This is a genomic window from Mycobacterium sp. smrl_JER01 (assembly GCF_048513595.2).
Classification (GTDB): Bacteria; Actinomycetota; Actinomycetes; order Mycobacteriales; family Mycobacteriaceae; genus Mycobacterium.
Map to the genome: position 1 here is coordinate 4243107 of NZ_JBLXXK020000001.1, position 16377 is coordinate 4259483.

A 16377-nucleotide genomic window follows, 5' to 3' on the forward strand; every position below is an offset into this window, starting at 1 on the left:
TGGCATCACTGTGTCACGAGTAATGCTCAGTCAGCGCGCAGAGTCTGCCTCCGCGAGTGGCGCCCGCCGCGAGTGGCGCCCGCCGCGAGTGGCGCCTGCCGCGAGTGTGAAGGTGTCGTCACACCGGCAGCCGAGCGTGACGATGCCTTCACAGTCGCCTCAGCGCCGCACAGGCGCCTCAGCGCTGCAGGTCGTAAACGGTGGTACCACCCACATCCATCGGCGTGAAGTTGTCCTCGACCCACGACGTGATCTCGGCGCCCGGGCCGCCTGAAGACCCACCGCGGCCGCCCGGGCCGCCGTCGCCTGAAGACCCACCGCGGCCGCCCGGGCCGCCGTCGCCTGAAGACCCTCCGCGGCCACCGGGGCCGCCGGCGAGGAAGTACCGGATCTGACCGTCGGCCACATAGGTCTGGAACTGTGCCAGGGTGGGTGAGTTGTCACCGCCGGTGAAGCCGCCGACGGCCATCACCGACGTGCCGGTCGCCAGCGCGAGCTCTGCGGTCGTCATCGATCCGATACCGGCTGCCGCCCAACGGTTGTCGGTGGCCTTCACCAGCTCCTGAAGTGCGGTGTTGTTCGACACCGAGTTGCCGGGGCCGCCAGGTCCGCCAGGGCCGCCTGCGCCTCCGGGGCCGCCGGGGCCGCCGAAGTCGACGTCAGTTCTCGTGGGGCCCGACATCGCGACCGGGCCGTCGTGTGAATTGGCCGCAGTTTCGATCGCGTACGCCGCGGGCGCTGCGGCGCCCCACAGCATGGACACGGCGGCCACGGCGGCGACGGCGCGACCCGACCGGTGCGCACCCACCGCAAGAACGGTGGCGGCGACGATCGAGCCGGCGAGCACGACCCACCGCAGCCACGGCTGCCAGTCCGGTGTTCGATCGAGCAGGATGAACGCCCACATGCCCGTCACTGCAGACATCGCCGCCAGGGTGACCCGCGGTGCGAGACGACGCCTCCCACGCCACAATTCGACGACACCGAGGCCGGTCAGCGCCGCGATCCCCGGTGCCAGTGCCACCGTGTAATACGGGTGGATGATGCCGTCCATGAAGCTGAAGACGGCACCGGTGACCAACACCCAGCCGCCCCACAGCAGCAGGCTCGCCCGCAGGGCGTCTGTGCGGGCTGTTCGGCGGGTGAACCACAGACCCGCGACGAGCCCGATCAGCGCGGCGGGCAGCAGCCACGAGGCCTCGGCGCCCATCGACGCGCCAAAGAGCCTGCCGATCCCGGGGTCGCCACCGAAGAACAGGTTGGCTCCCCCGCCAGGCGCGCCCGGCCTGCCCGGCCCACCGGCAAGATCGCCGCCCGCAGCACCGACGGGGACTCCTTCACCGCCCATCACTCGCTGAATCCCGTTGTAGCCCAGGGCCAACTGAAGCAGACTGTTGTCGGTGGAGCCACCGATATAGGGGCGCGAATCAGCCGGCCACAGACTGACCACGGCCAGGAACGAGCCCGCGGTCACCACCATGGCCAGCACGCCCGCCGACAGTGCGCCGACCCGTCGCCACAGTCCGACCGGCGCGGCGACGAGGAACGCCAGCGCCAGGCCCGGCATCACCAGGAACGCCTGCAGCATCTTCGTCAGGAACGCGAACCCGAGCACGACACCGACCAGGATCATCCATCGGGTGCCACCGCTGTTAATCGCCCGAACCGTCAGATAGGCCGCGACCACCAGCAATAGCACCAGCAGCGCGTCGGGGTTGTTGTAGCGGAACATCAACGCAGCCACCGGGGTGATGGCCAGTGCCGTACCGGCGATCAGGCCGGCACCGGGCCCGCCGACGCGGCGCACCGCAGCGAACAGCACCGCCACCGAGGCAACGCCCATCATCGCCTGCGGCAGCAGCATCGAGAACGGGCTGAAGCCGAACAGCCGGCCCGACAATGCCATCACCCACAGCGCTGCGGGTGGCTTGTCGACCGTGATCGCGTTGCCGGGGTCCAGCGAGCCGAACAGCCACGCCGTCCAGTTCTGGGTGCCCGCCTGCGCGGCGGCGGCGTAGTACTGATTGGCCCAGCCCGCCGACCCCAGCCCCCAGAGGTAGAGCACGGCGGCGGCACCCAGCAGCGCCAGCAGCGCGGGCCACATCCAGCGTGGCCGTTCGGTCGCGACGGGCTCGGCGTCCGCGCTGGGACGCGAAACCAGGCCAGCGGTGGTAGTCATCGTGCGGACCCTTCGGTATGGCTGCGGCGGGGATGGAACACCCAGCCGCGCAACAGGACGAAGCGCACCACCGTGGCGAGCAGATTGGCCGCCACCAGAACACCGAGTTCGAGCAGGTGGTGCGGGGATGCGGTAGCGGCGTGCAGCAGGACGAGAGCGCCGCTGGTGATCGCCAAGGCGATACCGAAGACGATCAGGCCCTCGACGTGGTTGCGGGCCAGATGCGGGCGGCCACCGATGCCGAACGTGAACCGCCGGTTCGCCGCGGTGTTCCCGATCGCGGTGAGCAGCAACGCGATCAGGTTGGCCAGCTGCGCACCGGTCCAACCCTGGAGCACCATGAACAGCAGGATGTAGGCCAGGGTGGATGCGATTCCGACGGCGCCGAACCGCACCGCCTGGCGCAACAGCGACCGCGGTGGGGCCGCGGCACGCGAGTTGCCCAGCTGAGCGGCGATCGCGTTGACCGGGATGGCCCCGCCGGCGAAACCACGCAGCAGCCGGCCGATACCCTTCAGGTCCGCGGCGGCGGTGGCCACGATGTCGACCCGGCTGTCAGGGTCGTCGACCCAGTCGACCGGGACCTCGTGGATACGCAGACCGCTACGCTCGGCCAGCACCAGCAGTTCGGTGTCGAAGAACCATCCGGTGTCCTCGACGTACGGGAGCAGCTGCGCCGCGACGTCGGCGCGGATCGCCTTGAAACCGCACTGGGCATCGGAGAAGCCCGCCGACAGCGTGGATTTCAGGATCAGGTTGTAGCAGCGGGAGATGATCTCGCGCTTCGGCCCGCGCCGCACCCGGGCGCCGCGAGCCAGCCTGGTGCCGATCGCGAGGTCGGAGTGGCCGGAGATCAGCGGCGCCACCAATGGCGCGAGCGCGGCCAGGTCAGTCGATAGGTCGACGTCCATGTAGACGAGCACCGCGGCGTCCGATTCCGCCCACACCCGGTGCAGCGCGCGTCCCCGCCCCTTCTCCTCGAGACGCACCACACGCACACCGGACAGCTCGGCAGCCAGCTCCGCGGCGATGCGGGGGGTGTCGTCGACGCTGGCGTTGTCGGCGATGGTGATCCAGGCCGGGAACGGCACGGACTCGCTCAGGTAGCGGTGCAGGCGATGCACTGAATCGGCGAGCGCGGCCTGTTCGTTGTAGACGGGGACGACGACGTCGAGCACAGGTGCGCCCGTCGCGCGCGCCACCAGAGCGGCATTGGGGCGGGGGCCGAATGGGCGTTCCGCGCAGCGGATCCCGGACTGCAGGGCGAGGTCTGTCATGGCATCCATGCTGTTCTGTGGACGTGTGCTCATCGTGGGCCGGAGCTATGTGCCGGCTGTGAGATCCCGGCGTCCCCGGTGAGGTCGTAGACGACGGTGCCGTCGACGGTCAGCTCCGGGTAGCGGGCCGCGACCCAATCCCGGATCGCGGCCGACTCCGTGGTTTGGGCTGCGCTCCGGCCCATCAGCAGGCTCGGACCGACGATGAAGTAGTGGATGCGGCCGGACCGGGCGTCGTCGATGAACTTCTCGAGTGTCGGCGACGGGTCGGTGCCGTTGAATCCGCCGACAGCCATCACCGGCGCGCCGGAGGCGAGCTGATATCCCGCCGCGTTGTTCGACCCGACCACCGCTGCGGTCCAGGTGAATTGATCGGCATCGGTGGTCAGCAGCCGGATCAGGTCGGGTCGCGGTTTCGGGGAACTCAGCAATCCGCCACCCGGGAACTCGACAGCGGGACCACCCTGCCGGGACGGCCCCACCGAGGGCAGGGCCCCGCCGTGCGGCGAGGCCGCGGTGACTACGGCGAATGCGGCCGGCCCGGCCAGACATGACGTCACCGCCAATGCGGCAACCAGTCGGGCCGCGTGGCGGTGAAGCCGGCCCACGACGAGCAGTAACGCCGCGGTTCCCACTCCCCCGACGGCGACGGCGGCCCGCAGCCACGGCATCCATTCGCCGTACCGGGCCAACAACACGGCAGCGAGGATCGTCGAGACGAGCACCGCACCGGCCATCGTGGTGGCGGCACGCACGTCATGCCGTTTCTGCCACAACAGGTTTGATCCGATCCCGATCCCGGCTCCGATCGAGGGGGCCAGCGCGACCGTGTAATAGGGGTGGACGATGCCGTTCATGTAGCTGAACACCAGTGCGGTGACCGCCAACCAGCCGACCCAGACGATCAACGCCGTGCGGACGGGATCCGTCCTGGGCCGTCTGCGGGTGAGGACGAATCCGGCGGCGATACAGATCACCGCGGCGGGCAGCAGCCATGCGATGTCGGCTCCCATGCCGGACCCGAACAGCCGGCCCCAGCCGACGTCGTGGTTGAGATTGCCCAGCCCGCCGGCTTCGTGGCCGGTGAGCCTGCCGAAACCGTTGTAGCCCAACGTGAGTTCGATGATGCTGTTGGTCTGCGAACCCCCGATGTAGGGCCGCGACGTCTTCGGCCACAACTCGACCATCAGCAGATACCACCCGGCTGAGACCACAGCGGCGCCTGCCGCAGCGAGCGCGTCGAGAAACCGGCGACGCATCGGGCGGTGCCCACCGACGAGGTAGGCCGTCGCGAACGCCGGAAGCACGAGCAGGGCCTGCAGCATCTTGGTGAGGAAGCCGAACCCGATCGCGACGCCCGCGGCGATGAGCCACCATCTGCCTGCGTCCTTCTCGCAGCCGCGCTGGGTGCAGTACGCCGCGACCACGAGCAACAGCACCAGCAGCGCATCGGGATTGTTGAACCGGAACATCAACGCCGCCACCGGCGTCAGGGCGAGTACCGCACCGGCGAGCAGCCCGGCGCCGGGGCCGCTCACCCGGCGCACCGAGGCGTAGAGCACCGCCACCGCCGCCACCCCGAGCAGGGCCTGCGGGACGAGCACGCTCCACGGGTTGAAGCCGAACAACCGCGCCGAGAAGTCCATCACCCACAACGCGGCGGGCGGTTTGTCGACCGTGATCGCGTTGGCAGAGTCACTGGAGCCGAACAGCATCGCCGTCCAGTTCTGCGAACCCGCCTGCACGGCCGCGGAGTAGTACGCGTTGGCCCATCCGCTGGCACCGAGGTCCCAGAGGTACAGCACCCCGGTCGCCACCAGGAGAGCCGCGAGCGGGACCTGTCGCGAATAGACGCGAAGTCGCATGCCGCGGCGCTGTTGTGGGCGAGCTTCCGTCTCCTCGGCAGGGATCAGCAGGGTCACTCACCCGATCATGGGTGAGCCGGCTAGGGGTCCGATTGGTCTCGGCTGTGCCCCGGCTGTGTATCGCCGGGCAGCGTGACGACGAATTCTGTTCGACCGGGACCGCTGTGCACATCGATCGTGCCGTCGTGCGCGCGTACGACGGCGGCGACGATCGCCAGACCAAGCCCGGTGCTTCCGCCGCGGCGGGAGCGCGACGTGTCACCGCGGGCGAACCGCTCGAACACCTCGGGTTGCAGTCCGGCGGGGATTCCCGGGCCGTCGTCGAGGACGGTCAGTACCGCCGCGCCACCGTCTCCGGTTCCGAGCGACGTCGTCACGACGGTGCCCGCGGGCGTGTGGACCCGGGCATTGGCCAGCAGGTTGGCCAGTACCTGATGCAGCCGCGCCTCGTCGCCATGAACCGTCACCGGCTCGTCGGGCAGGTCGAGCTGCCAGACGTGGTCGGGCCCGGCGATGTGCGCGTCGCTGACCGCGTCGACGACGAGGCGGGTCAGGTCCACCGTCTCGCGGTCCAGCGGGCGGCCGCTGTCCAGGCGGGCCAACAGCAGCATGTCCTCGACGAGCTGGGTCATCCGCGCGGTCTCGGACTCCACCCGGTTCATGGCGTGGGCCACGTCGTCGGGCAGCTGCGCATGCTTACGCTGCGCCAGTTCGGTGTAGCCGCGGATGGCGGCCAATGGCGTGCGCAGCTCGTGGCTGGCGTCGGCGACGAACTGCCGCACCCGAGTCTCGCTGGCGTGCCGTGCAGCCAGTGCCCCGGCGATCCGGTCGAGCATCCGGTTCAGCGCCGCCCCGAGCTTATTCACCTCGGTGTTGGCGGCCACCGGATCCACGTCGACGATCGCCGTCGGCAAGCGAACCTCGCCCCGGTCGAGGTCGAGGTCGGCGACCTGCTGGGCCGCCGCGGAAACCCGTGCCAGCGGCTCCAGTTGGCGCCGTACGATCACCACGCCGGCCGCGCCTGCGGCGACCAGCGCGACGGCGCCGACTGCGCAGAAGATCACCACCGCCCAGAACAACGTGTCGTCGACGTCGGAGGTGGGCAACCCGGCGACCACCGCCTCGCCAGGTAGGTGGGTGGGCAGCGCCACCACCCGATAGCGGCCGAGCCCGTCCAGATCGAGCGTCCGCGGCCGAGCGTCGACAGCGACTTCCGCCAGTTGTTGTGCTGCGGCAGCGGATATCTCGTCGCGTGATCCGTCGGCAGTGATCACGCCGGCAGCCAGCGCCGCGCCATCGGCCACCACTGCGCCGACGGTGTCGATCGCCTGGCCCGGGGCATTGAGGAAGGCGGGTCCCGGTCCCTGGTGGTCGCGGATCAGCACGCGATGGTCCCCGGCGACCGACGGCTCGGGGGCACCGTGCGGCGGCCGCAGACCAGGGGCCGTAGGTCCGAACGGCGGCATCGGTGGAGATGCCATCCCCGGCGGTGGCATACCCGGCGGGGGCATACCCGGCGGGGGCATACCGGGCGGGGGCATAGCCGGCGGTGGCATAGCCGGCGGTGGACCGAATTCGAAGATCACCGCGGATCGCCGCCCCGCCTCGACAACCTGCTCGTCGAGCTGGTTCATCAGAAAGCGCTGCAGCGCGAACTCGGTCGCAAGGCCTATTCCGGCACACACCGCCGCGAGCAGCAACAGCTGGGTGAGAATCAGGCGGGTGCGCAGCGACCAGCTGCGCGGGGATCCCAAGAGACCCGCAGTGCGCTCAGCGCGGCGGTTTGAGGACATATCCGGCCCCGCGCAGTGTGTGGATCATCGGTTCCCGGCCGCTGTCGATCTTCTTCCGAAGGTAGGACACGTACAGTTCGACGATGTTGGACCGGCCGCCGAAGTCGTAACTCCACACCCGGTCCAGGATCTGCGCCTTGCTCAACACCCGCTTGGCATTGCGCATCATGAACCGCAGCAATTCGAATTCCGTTGCGGTGAGCGTGATCGGGTCGCCGCCGCGGGTCACCTCGTGGCTGTCTTCGTCGAGCACGAGGTCCCCGACGACGATCTTGGACCCACTGGTCGCGGTGCTGACCCCGGTGCGCCGCAACAGCGCGCGCAGCCGTAGCACGACCTCCTCGATGCTGAAGGGCTTGGTCACGTAGTCGTCGCCACCCGCGGTCAGTCCGGCGATGCGGTCCTCCACCGAATCCTTGGCGGTGAGCAACAGCAGCGGCAGGCCGGGAATCTGCTCGCGCAGCTTGCGCAGTACGTCCAGTCCGCTCATGTCGGGCAGCATCACGTCGAGCACGACCACATCGGGCGGGTTCTCGCGGGCGAGCGCGACGGCGGTGCCGCCGTCGCCCGCGGTGGAGATCTCCCAGCCCTCATAGCGCAGCGCCATCGACACCAACTCGGCCAGCACCGGTTCGTCGTCGACGACGAGCACGTGGATGGGACTACCGTCGGCGCGGCGCATCACCACCCGCGCGGGATCGTCCCCGTACGCACTCTGCGGGCCGGCCATCGCCCCATTATCGGCCCCTGCGCTAGGCACCGACTGTGCCGTTCCTATGTGCGCGCTGTGAAGCGCACGTCACAACCCCGGCAGACGTGGCTGGCCGCCGGTATCGCCGCCCCGGTCGCCGACGGCTCCGGCGGCTTCGTCACGGTACTGACCCAGACCGGGACGGTCACCGCCACCGCGCCGGAGTCGGTCACCGTGCGCAGCATCGACGGTTTCACCCAGACCTGGACCGTTGCCGCCGGGGGTCAGGGGCCGGTCCCCGGCGACAGCGTGCTGGTTCGGGGCACGCAGGACGGGGTGGCGGCAACGGCCACCGAGCTGCTCGATCCGCAGCTCGCCCGCCGCTGAGCGACGCCAACCCGGCCACGCCGAAGCCACATCACCGCGCTGTCAAGCGACGTATCTCTTAACCTGGGCGGATGCAGCCCCGAGGCGAACCCGCCGGATGACCCGCTTCCTCGCGCGCAGGCTGCTGAACTACGTGGTGCTGCTGGGCCTGGCCTCGTTTCTGACGTTCACGCTGACCTCGATGACGTTCGAGCCCCTCGACGGCCTGCTGGAGCGCAATCCGCGCCCGCCGCAGGCCGTCATCGACGCCAAGGCCGCCGAACTGAACCTCGACAAACCGATACCGGTCCGCTACGTCGACTGGCTGGCCGGGGTCGCGCGCGGCGACTTCGGTACCACCGTGGCCGGTCAACCCGTGACCGACGAGCTCTGGCGCCGCGTCGGGGTGAGCCTGCGGTTGGTGATCCTGGGCTCGATCGTCGGCACCGTCCTCGGCGTCGTGGCCGGTGCGTGGGGCGCGGTCCGGCAGTATCGGCTCTCCGACCGCGTCATCACGACTCTCGCGCTGTTGATTCTGAGCGCCCCGACCTTCGTGATCGCCAACCTGCTGATCCTCGCGGCGCTCAACGCGAACTCGTTCCTGGGCATGCAGATCTTCGAATACACCGGCGAGACGTCCTCGGACGCCGTCGGCGGCGCGTGGAACCAGTTCGTGGACCGAGTGCAGCACCTGGTGCTGCCGACGTTCACGCTGGCCTTGGGTGCCATCGCCGGCTTCAGCCGCTACCAGCGCAACGCGATGCTCGACGTGCTGGGCCAGGACTTCATCCGCACGGCCCGCGCCAAGGGACTCACCCGGCGGCAGGCGCTGTTCAAGCACGGGCTGCGTACCGCGCTGATCCCGATGGCCACCCTGTTCGCCTACGGTGTCGGCGGCCTGTTCACCGGCGCGGTGTTCGTCGAGAAGATCTTCGGCTGGCACGGCATCGGCGAATGGTTCGTGCAGGGCATCACCACTCAGGACACCAACATCGTCGTGGCGATCACGGTGTTCACCGGAACCACGGTGCTGCTCGCGGGGCTGCTCTCCGATGTGCTCTACGCGGCGCTCGACCCGCGGGTGCGTGTGTCGTGAGTCCCGACCCGCGCGAAGAGCACATGCCCGTCGCGGACCAGCCATTCGTATCGCGTCGCACCCTGGTGTGGCGCCGCTTCCTGCGTAACCGTCCCGCGGTGGTGTCCCTGTTCGTGCTCGCCGTGCTGTTCATCGGCTGTTACACGTTACCGCCGCTGCTGCCGTTCTCACACACCGATCTGGACTACTACGCCCTGCAGCAGCCGCCTACCACCACCCACTGGTTCGGCACCAATGCGCTCGGACAGGACGTGCTGGCGCAGACGCTGCGCGGTATGCAGAAGTCCCTGCTGATCGGAGTCTGTGTGGCGTTCCTGTCGACGGTCATCGCCGCGACGGTGGGCGCGATCGCCGGCTATTTCGGCGCCTGGCGCAGCACGGCGCTGATGTGGATCGTCGACCTGTTGTTGGTGGTCCCCAGCTTCCTGCTGATCGCGATCGTCACGCCGCGCACCCGCGAGTCCGGCACCATTCTGTGGCTCATCCTGCTGCTGGCCGCGTTCAGCTGGATGATCAGTGCGCGCATCGTGCGCGGCATGACGATGAGCTTGCGGGAACGCGAGTTCGTCACCGCCGCACGCTATATGGGTGTGCGCAATTGGCGCATCATCGTGCGCCACATCATCCCCAACGTGGCGTCCATCCTGATCATCGACACCGCGCTCAACGTCGGGCTGGCCGTGCTGGCCGAGACGAGCCTGAGTTTCCTCGGTTTCGGCGTGCAGCCCCCGGATGTGTCGTTGGGCACGCTGATCGCCGACGGCACCCGCTCGGTGACGACGTTCCCGTGGGTCTTCCTGTTTCCTGCCGGGGTACTGGTGTTGATCGTGTTCTGCGCCAACCTTGTCGGTGACGGTCTGCGGGATGCGCTGGATCCTGGGGTCCGGCCGGCATCGCGCCGCAGGCGAAAGGGACGGTCATGAGCCTGCTCGAGGTGCGCGGACTGACGGTCACGTTCCCGACCGAAACCGAATCCGTTCCGGCGGTCCGCGGTCTGGATTATCACGTCGAATCCGGCGAGGTGGTGGCACTGGTCGGGGAATCCGGGGCGGGCAAGTCCGCAGGCGCGATGGCGGTCATCGGCCTGCTCCCCGAGTACGCCGAGGTCGCCGGATCGGTGCGGCTACACGGCGAGGAGCTGCTCGGTCTGACCGACCGGCAGCTGTCGCGGATCCGAGGGGCCAAGGTCGGGACGGTGTTCCAGGACCCCATGTCGGCGTTGACACCGGTGTACACCGTGGGCGACCAGATCGCCGAGGCCATCCGGATCCACCACCGCGGCGTCGACGCGCGCGCGGCCGGCGCCCGCGCCGTCGAACTGCTCGAACTCGTCGGGATCGCGCAGCCGCAGCGACGGGCCAAGGCGTTCCCGCACGAACTGTCCGGCGGCGAACGCCAGCGCGTGGTCATCGCCATCGCCATCGCCAACGACCCGGACCTGTTGATCTGCGACGAACCGACCACCGCGCTCGATGTCACCGTGCAGGCCCAGATCCTCGACGTGCTGCGTACGGCGCGCGATGTCACCGGCGCCGGGGTGCTGATCATCACCCACGACCTCGGGGTGGTCGCCGAGTTCGCCGACCGGGCTCTGGTGATGTACGCCGGACGCGCGGTGGAGACCGCACCGGTGTCCGAACTGTACCGTAGTCGCCGGATGCCTTACACGGCAGGACTTTTGGGTTCAGCTCCGAGCTTGGACGCGCGGCAGGGCACTCGCCTGGTGCCGATTCCGGGAGCTCCGCCGGCGGTGACCGCGCTGCCGCCCGGCTGCCCCTTCGCGCCGAGGTGCCCGCTGGCGGTCGACGACTGCCGCACCGCCGAGCCTGAGCTGGTGCCGATCGGCCCGGATCATCGGGTGGCCTGTATCCGCCACGAACTCGTCGCCGGCCGCCGAGCGGCCGACATCTACGGCGTGCCGACGTCGGTTCCGGCGGTGTCCGACGGGGCCGCCGAAGCCTCCACCGAAGGGGTCGACAGCGGGTCTGATGCAGGGGCCGCCGTCCTGCGGGTCAGCAACCTGGTCAAGACCTACCCGCTGACCAAGGGCGTCGTCCTGCGGCGCCGGATCGGCGAGGTTCGCGCCGTCGACGACATCAGCTTCGAACTGCAGCAGGGCCGCACGCTGGGCGTCGTGGGCGAATCGGGGTCCGGAAAGTCGACCACGCTGCACCAGGTGCTGGACCTTCGTCCACCCCAGGCCGGCACCATCGAAGTGCTCGGTCGCGACGTCGCCACGCTCGACCGCCGGGGCCGGCAAGCACTGCGCGCAGATCTGCAGGTGGTGTTCCAAGACCCGGTGGCCTCACTGGATCCGCGCCTGCCTGTTTTCGATGTGCTGTCAGAACCGTTGCAGGCCAATGGATTCGATAAAAAGTCCAGCCGGGACCGGGTGGCCGAGCTGCTCACCGTGGTGGGGCTGCGGCGCGAGGATGCCGCCCGCTATCCGGCCGAGTTCTCCGGCGGGCAGAAGCAGCGCATCGGCATCGCGCGAGCGTTGGCGCTGCAGCCCAAGATCCTCGCCCTCGACGAGCCGGTGAGCGCCTTGGACGTCTCGATCCAGGCGGGCATCATCAACCTGCTGCTCGACCTTCAGGAGCGCTTCGGGCTGGCCTACCTGTTCGTCTCGCACGATCTGTCGGTGGTCCGACACCTGGCGCACCGCGTCGCGGTGATGCACAACGGGGTGATCGTCGAGCAAGGTGACAGCGACCAGGTATTCGGCGGCCCGCAGCACGAGTACACCCGGCGGCTGCTCGCCGCGGTTCCGCGCGCGCAGGCCGATCGCCGTTAGAGTCAGTCCGCATGACGCACCTGTCGTGGCGAGCAGACACCCGACCGCACCCGCGGACCTCCGGGCGGGTGATCTCGCGCCTGCTGGCGGCGGGATCCGCGGTCGCGCTGCTGCTGGCAGGGTGCGCCGGCGGCCAGAACGACGTCCCGTCGGCCGGCGGCAGCGCCGAGCTCGGCGCGACCGCCGACATCAACCCTCAGGACCCCGCGACGCTGCAGCGGGGCGGCAATCTGCGGCTGGCGCTGACCGGCTTCCCGGCGAACTTCAACAACCTGCACATCGACGGCAACCTCGGCGAGATCGGGCGCATGTACCGGCCCACGCTGCCGCGGGCGTTCTTCATCAAGCCCGACGGCGAGATGACGGTCAACAGCGACTACTTCACCAGCGTCGAGTTGACCGGCACGGAGCCGCAGGTCGTCACGTACACCATCAACCCGAAAGCGGTGTGGACCAACAACCGGCCGGTCGACTGGGAGGACATCGCTGCTCAGATCAACGCCACCAGCGGTAAGGACGAGCGTTTCCTGTTCGCCGCGCCCAACGGCAGCGAGCGGGTCGCGTCGGTCACCAGGGGTGTCGACGACCGCCAGGCTGTGGTCACCTTCGCCGACCACTATGCCGACTGGCGGGGGATGTTCGCCGGCAACGGGATGCTCTACCCGAAAGAGATGACGCAGGATCCCGAGGCGTTCAACCGTGGCTTCCTCAACGAGCCCGGCCCGTCGGCGGGGCCGTTCATGATCACCGCGGTCGACCGCGGCGCCCAGCGGATCACTCTGGAGCGCAACCCGCAGTGGTGGGGCACTCCGCCGGTGCTGGACCGCATGACCTACACCGTGCTCGACGACGCGGCGATGCTGCCGGCGTTGGAGAACAACGCGCTGGACTCGGTGGGCCTGGCAACCGTCGACGACATGGAACGCGCCCGTCGCGCCCAAGGGGTCACCATCCGGCGGGCCCCGGCTCCGAACTGGTATCACCTGACCCTCAATGGCGCCGACGGCGCGCCGCTGTCGGATCCCGCGCTGCGCACCGCGATCACCAAGGGCCTGGACCGTCAAGCGATCACGGCGGTGTCACAGCGCGGACTCACCGACGATCCGGCGGCGCTGAACAATCACATCTTCCTGGCCGGACAGGAGGGTTATCAGGACAACAGCATCGCTTTCGATCCCGAGGCCGCCGCACGGGAGCTCGACGCACTGGGCTGGACGCTCAACGGTCAGTTCCGGGAGAAGGACGGCAGGCGTCTGACCATCCGCGACGTGTTCTACGACGGCGCGAGCACCAGGGCCATCGCCCAGGTAGCCCAGAACCAACTCGCCCAGATCGGTGTGAATCTCGAACTGGTTCCGGCGCCGGGTGGGTCGCTGTTTCGCGACTACATCACGCCGGGCAACTTCGATATCGCTCAATTCGCTTGGGGCGGTGATGCTTTCCCACTGGGAGGGTTGAATCAGATCTACGCCTCCAACGGTGAGAGCAATTACGGCAGGATCGGCAGCCCGCAGATCGACGCCAAGATCGAGGAGACGCTGTCCGAGCTGGATCCGGCCAAGGCCCGTAGCCTGGCCAACGAACTCGACGCCATGATCTGGGAGATCGGTCACAGCCTGCCGCTGTTCCAGGCGCCCGGAAACGTCGCCGTCCGCAGCAATCTGGCCAACTACGGACCCGCCGGTATCGGCGACCTGAACTACTCGGCGATCGGCTTCATGAAGTAGCGACGCGGCGCACCGCCCGGGGTATGGCCCCGGGCACCATCGACTCGAAGCGCGCGGCCGCTGCGATGGCACCGACCAGCAAACGCACGGTCAGATTGGCCGGCAGCGCATCCAACTCTGCGCAGCGATGCGCCAGTTCGCCGATACGCCCGGTCTGCACGGCCGTGCAGATTTGCAGGGCCGCGTGTTCCCGGGTATCGAGGATGCTGTGACCGGCCGTGGGCAGTTCGACGAGCACGGAGTCGGGAACCAGAGCGGCGACGCGGCGCGCGACCTCGGCAGGTGTGGTCAGGTCGCGGCCGCCCGAGACGACCACCGTCGGCCAGCTGAAGCCCGGCAGCGCCGACGGCAGATCGTACGGTTCGGCGACGAACTCGGGGTCACCGGAGGCAATCTCGCGTAAGGCGACCGACGGGTCCACCGGGCCCCCATCTGGGGTCGCCCCGTAGTTGAGTTCCTGGTAGGCGATCCGCTCCACGAGATCGGGCTCGTGCCGGTAGGCGGTCTGGCGTTCGGTCACCTGTTTGGTGACCGTCGCGGCCACCTGCCACAGCCAGTCCCGCCCGCCCAGCAGCAGGTCGAGTTGGCGGCTCAACCCGTCGGGCCCGGCGAGCTCGTACAGGCCGATCGCCAGCAGAAGCGCCTGCGGCGTCAGGGCGCCCTCGGCCGCCAGCCGCCGTACCTTGGCCGCCAGATCGACGCCAACCGGTTCGCCGTCCCACAGCACCCGACGGATCCGGGCGCGTACGGTCTCGATGTCGTCGGCCGACAGCAGCGGGGAGTCCAGCACCATCGCACGCACCCGACCCGGATGCCGCACTCCGACCCCGGCCGCCAGGTAGGAACCGTAGGACGCTCCATACACCACGGCCCGGTCCACGTTGGCGTCGTCGAGTACCGCCGCGATGTCATCGACGGCCGCGTCGACGGTCACCGCCTCCGCCGGCAGGTCGGCACCGGCGTCGTCGTGCCGGGACAGGCCGACCCCACGGTGTTCGACCATGATGACGTCGAGTCCGGCCACCGCCGCGTGCCTCCGGAACGTCCGGTACAGCGCCACCGACGCCGCCCCCGGCCCACCGGGGATGACCACCACCGGATGCGCCGACTTGCGCCCGGTCCGCACGTAGTAGAGGTCGAACTCCCCGGCGCCGGGCCGGACCGGCCGGCGCACCGACCGCACCCCGGCCACTGCGGCCAGCTTGTCATGCGCCCGGCGGCGTCTGGCGTTCATCGTCATCACCGCCATTGTGCCCGGTTGCCGGGCGGGCGAGGTGTCCCGCCGTGACGGTCATTCGGTTCGCGCTGATCCAAAGCGGTGTGCCACGGGCACGTCGGTCAGTACAACCGAGGCATGACCTCAGTCGACCACACCGCCGCGCTGTCGCCCGGCTCCACCGGCTTCGCCGACCTGCTGGCACGGATCGGGGCGGGCGCAAAGGACCGAGACCTCAACGACGAGAACCCGTTCGAACAGGTGGAGACACTCAAGCGGGCGGGTTTCGGCGCGTTGCGACTACCGGCCGGACTGGGTGGTGCGGGTCTGACGATCCCGCAGCTGTTCGCCGCCGTCATCGATGTCGCGCGTGCCGATCCCATTGTCGCGCACATCTTCCGGACTCACTTCTGGTTTGTCGAGGAAAGGCTACGCACCGCCGCGGACCCCATCTCACAACAATGGTTGTCAAAGGTGGCTTCCGGCAGCATCTTCGGGAACGCATTCAGCGAGAAAGGCACCCACGCGGTGGGCAGCCTGGTGTTCGACACCAGGCTGCTGGCTTCTCGCGACGGCGGATTCCGGCTCGACGGGCAGAAGTTCTACAGCACCGGGACGCTGTTCTCGGACTACCTCACCGTCACCGCGACCACCGACCACGATTCGGTGGCCGTGGTTGTGGTTCCCGCCGACCGTGACGGCGTGCGAATCGTCGACGACTGGGACGGATTCGGCCAGCGCCGGACCGGGACGGGGACCACGACGTTCACCGACGTTGCGGTGGCCGCCGACGAGGTACTCAGCGATACGCCGTACGACGCCGAGCCGGTGCCCACGGTGCAGTACGCCGCGCTACAGCTGTTCATCCACGCGGTGGTCGCCGGGATCCTGGAGTCGGTGGTCGACGACGGAGTCGCGTTGTTGCGGTCCCGGGATCGCAGCTTCAGCCACGCCGCCGCCGAGCGACCGACCGACGACCCGCTGTTGCAGCGTCAGCTCGGTGAGCTGGCCAGCACGGCCTATATCGCGCGAGCGGTGGTTCTCGACGCGGCAGCGGCGATCGCCGATGCCACCGCCTCGGAACGCGACGGTGTCCCCGATGCCGACCTGGCCACGCGAGCTCAGCTCGCGGCAGCCAAGGTGAAGGTGCATCTCGACACCGTCGCTCCGCAGGCGGCCACCCGCCTGCTCGAACTCGGCGGTGCCAGCGCAGCGAGTCGACGACTCAACCTGGACCGGCACTGGCGCAACATCCGCACCATCACCTTGCACAACCCGGTGGCCTACAAGGCCAAGGTGATCGGCGAAAACCTGTTGCACGGCACTGCGATTCCCGCCAACGCGTACTTCTGAAACGCTTGGGACCGACACGC

At 69.1% G+C, this 16377-nt stretch carries 12 protein-coding genes; 6 read left to right on the forward strand and 6 right to left on the reverse strand.

Features of this window, described 5'->3' with window-relative positions; genetic code table 11:
* Positions 1 to 178: 178 nt before the first annotated feature.
* From ACNUDN_RS19705 to ACNUDN_RS19725, 5 genes are read right to left on the reverse strand one after another with little or no spacing between them, the layout of a single operon-like run.
* Positions 179 to 2179 (reverse strand): glycosyltransferase family 39 protein, encoded by a 2001-nt coding sequence (locus tag ACNUDN_RS19705; RefSeq protein WP_419123458.1) that lies wholly within the window; start codon positions 2177 to 2179, stop codon positions 179 to 181.
* Positions 2176 to 3465: a bifunctional glycosyltransferase family 2/GtrA family protein gene (locus ACNUDN_RS19710; protein WP_419125227.1), complete on the reverse strand. Its 1290-nt coding sequence runs from the start codon at positions 3463 to 3465 to the stop codon at positions 2176 to 2178. The genes ACNUDN_RS19705 and ACNUDN_RS19710 overlap by 4 nt, the downstream gene beginning before the upstream one ends.
* Before the next feature lie 20 nt (positions 3466 to 3485).
* Positions 3486 to 5378, reverse strand: coding sequence for a glycosyltransferase family 39 protein (locus tag ACNUDN_RS19715; RefSeq protein WP_419123459.1), 1893 nt, complete (start codon positions 5376 to 5378; stop codon positions 3486 to 3488).
* A gap of 23 nt (positions 5379 to 5401) precedes the next feature.
* Positions 5402 to 7114 carry a sensor histidine kinase gene (locus ACNUDN_RS19720; protein WP_419123460.1) on the reverse strand — a complete coding sequence of 571 codons (1713 nt, stop codon included), beginning with the start codon at positions 7112 to 7114 and terminating at the stop codon, positions 5402 to 5404.
* Positions 7092 to 7796 (reverse strand): response regulator transcription factor, encoded by a 705-nt coding sequence (locus ACNUDN_RS19725; protein ID WP_419125228.1) that lies wholly within the window; start codon positions 7794 to 7796, stop codon positions 7092 to 7094. The genes ACNUDN_RS19720 and ACNUDN_RS19725 overlap by 23 nt, the downstream gene beginning before the upstream one ends.
* A gap of 105 nt (positions 7797 to 7901) precedes the next feature.
* Between ACNUDN_RS19725 and ACNUDN_RS19730 the strand changes: the two genes are divergently transcribed.
* The 5 genes from ACNUDN_RS19730 to ACNUDN_RS19750 all read left to right on the forward strand — a co-directional run bounded on the left by ACNUDN_RS19730 (position 7902) and on the right by ACNUDN_RS19750 (position 13788).
* The gene (locus tag ACNUDN_RS19730; protein WP_419123461.1) at positions 7902 to 8192 is read left to right on the forward strand and encodes a hypothetical protein; all 291 of its coding nucleotides are present in this window, start codon (positions 7902 to 7904) and stop codon (positions 8190 to 8192) included.
* A gap of 97 nt (positions 8193 to 8289) precedes the next feature.
* A complete protein-coding gene (locus ACNUDN_RS19735; RefSeq protein ID WP_419123462.1) occupies positions 8290 to 9267 on the forward strand; it encodes an ABC transporter permease in 978 nt (325 codons plus the stop codon).
* A gap of 23 nt (positions 9268 to 9290) precedes the next feature.
* On the forward strand, positions 9291 to 10190 hold the full coding sequence (locus tag ACNUDN_RS19740; protein WP_419125229.1) for an ABC transporter permease: 900 nt from the start codon (positions 9291 to 9293) through the stop codon (positions 10188 to 10190).
* Positions 10187 to 12061: a dipeptide ABC transporter ATP-binding protein gene (locus ACNUDN_RS19745; protein ID WP_419123463.1), complete on the forward strand. Its 1875-nt coding sequence runs from the start codon at positions 10187 to 10189 to the stop codon at positions 12059 to 12061. The genes ACNUDN_RS19740 and ACNUDN_RS19745 overlap by 4 nt, the downstream gene beginning before the upstream one ends.
* 11 nt (positions 12062 to 12072) lie before the next feature.
* Positions 12073 to 13788, forward strand: coding sequence for an ABC transporter family substrate-binding protein (locus ACNUDN_RS19750; RefSeq protein ID WP_419123464.1), 1716 nt, complete (start codon positions 12073 to 12075; stop codon positions 13786 to 13788).
* Here ACNUDN_RS19750 and ACNUDN_RS19755 read toward each other — a convergent pair.
* Complete coding sequence (locus ACNUDN_RS19755) at positions 13778 to 15028, reverse strand: alpha/beta fold hydrolase (protein WP_419123465.1); 1251 nt, start codon at positions 15026 to 15028, stop codon at positions 13778 to 13780. The two genes, ACNUDN_RS19750 and ACNUDN_RS19755, sit on opposite strands and share 11 nt — an antisense overlap.
* Before the next feature lie 114 nt (positions 15029 to 15142).
* On the opposite strand from ACNUDN_RS19755, the gene ACNUDN_RS19760 reads away from it, so the two are divergent.
* Complete coding sequence (locus ACNUDN_RS19760) at positions 15143 to 16357, forward strand: acyl-CoA dehydrogenase family protein (RefSeq protein WP_419123466.1); 1215 nt, start codon at positions 15143 to 15145, stop codon at positions 16355 to 16357.
* Positions 16358 to 16377 lie beyond the last annotated feature (20 nt).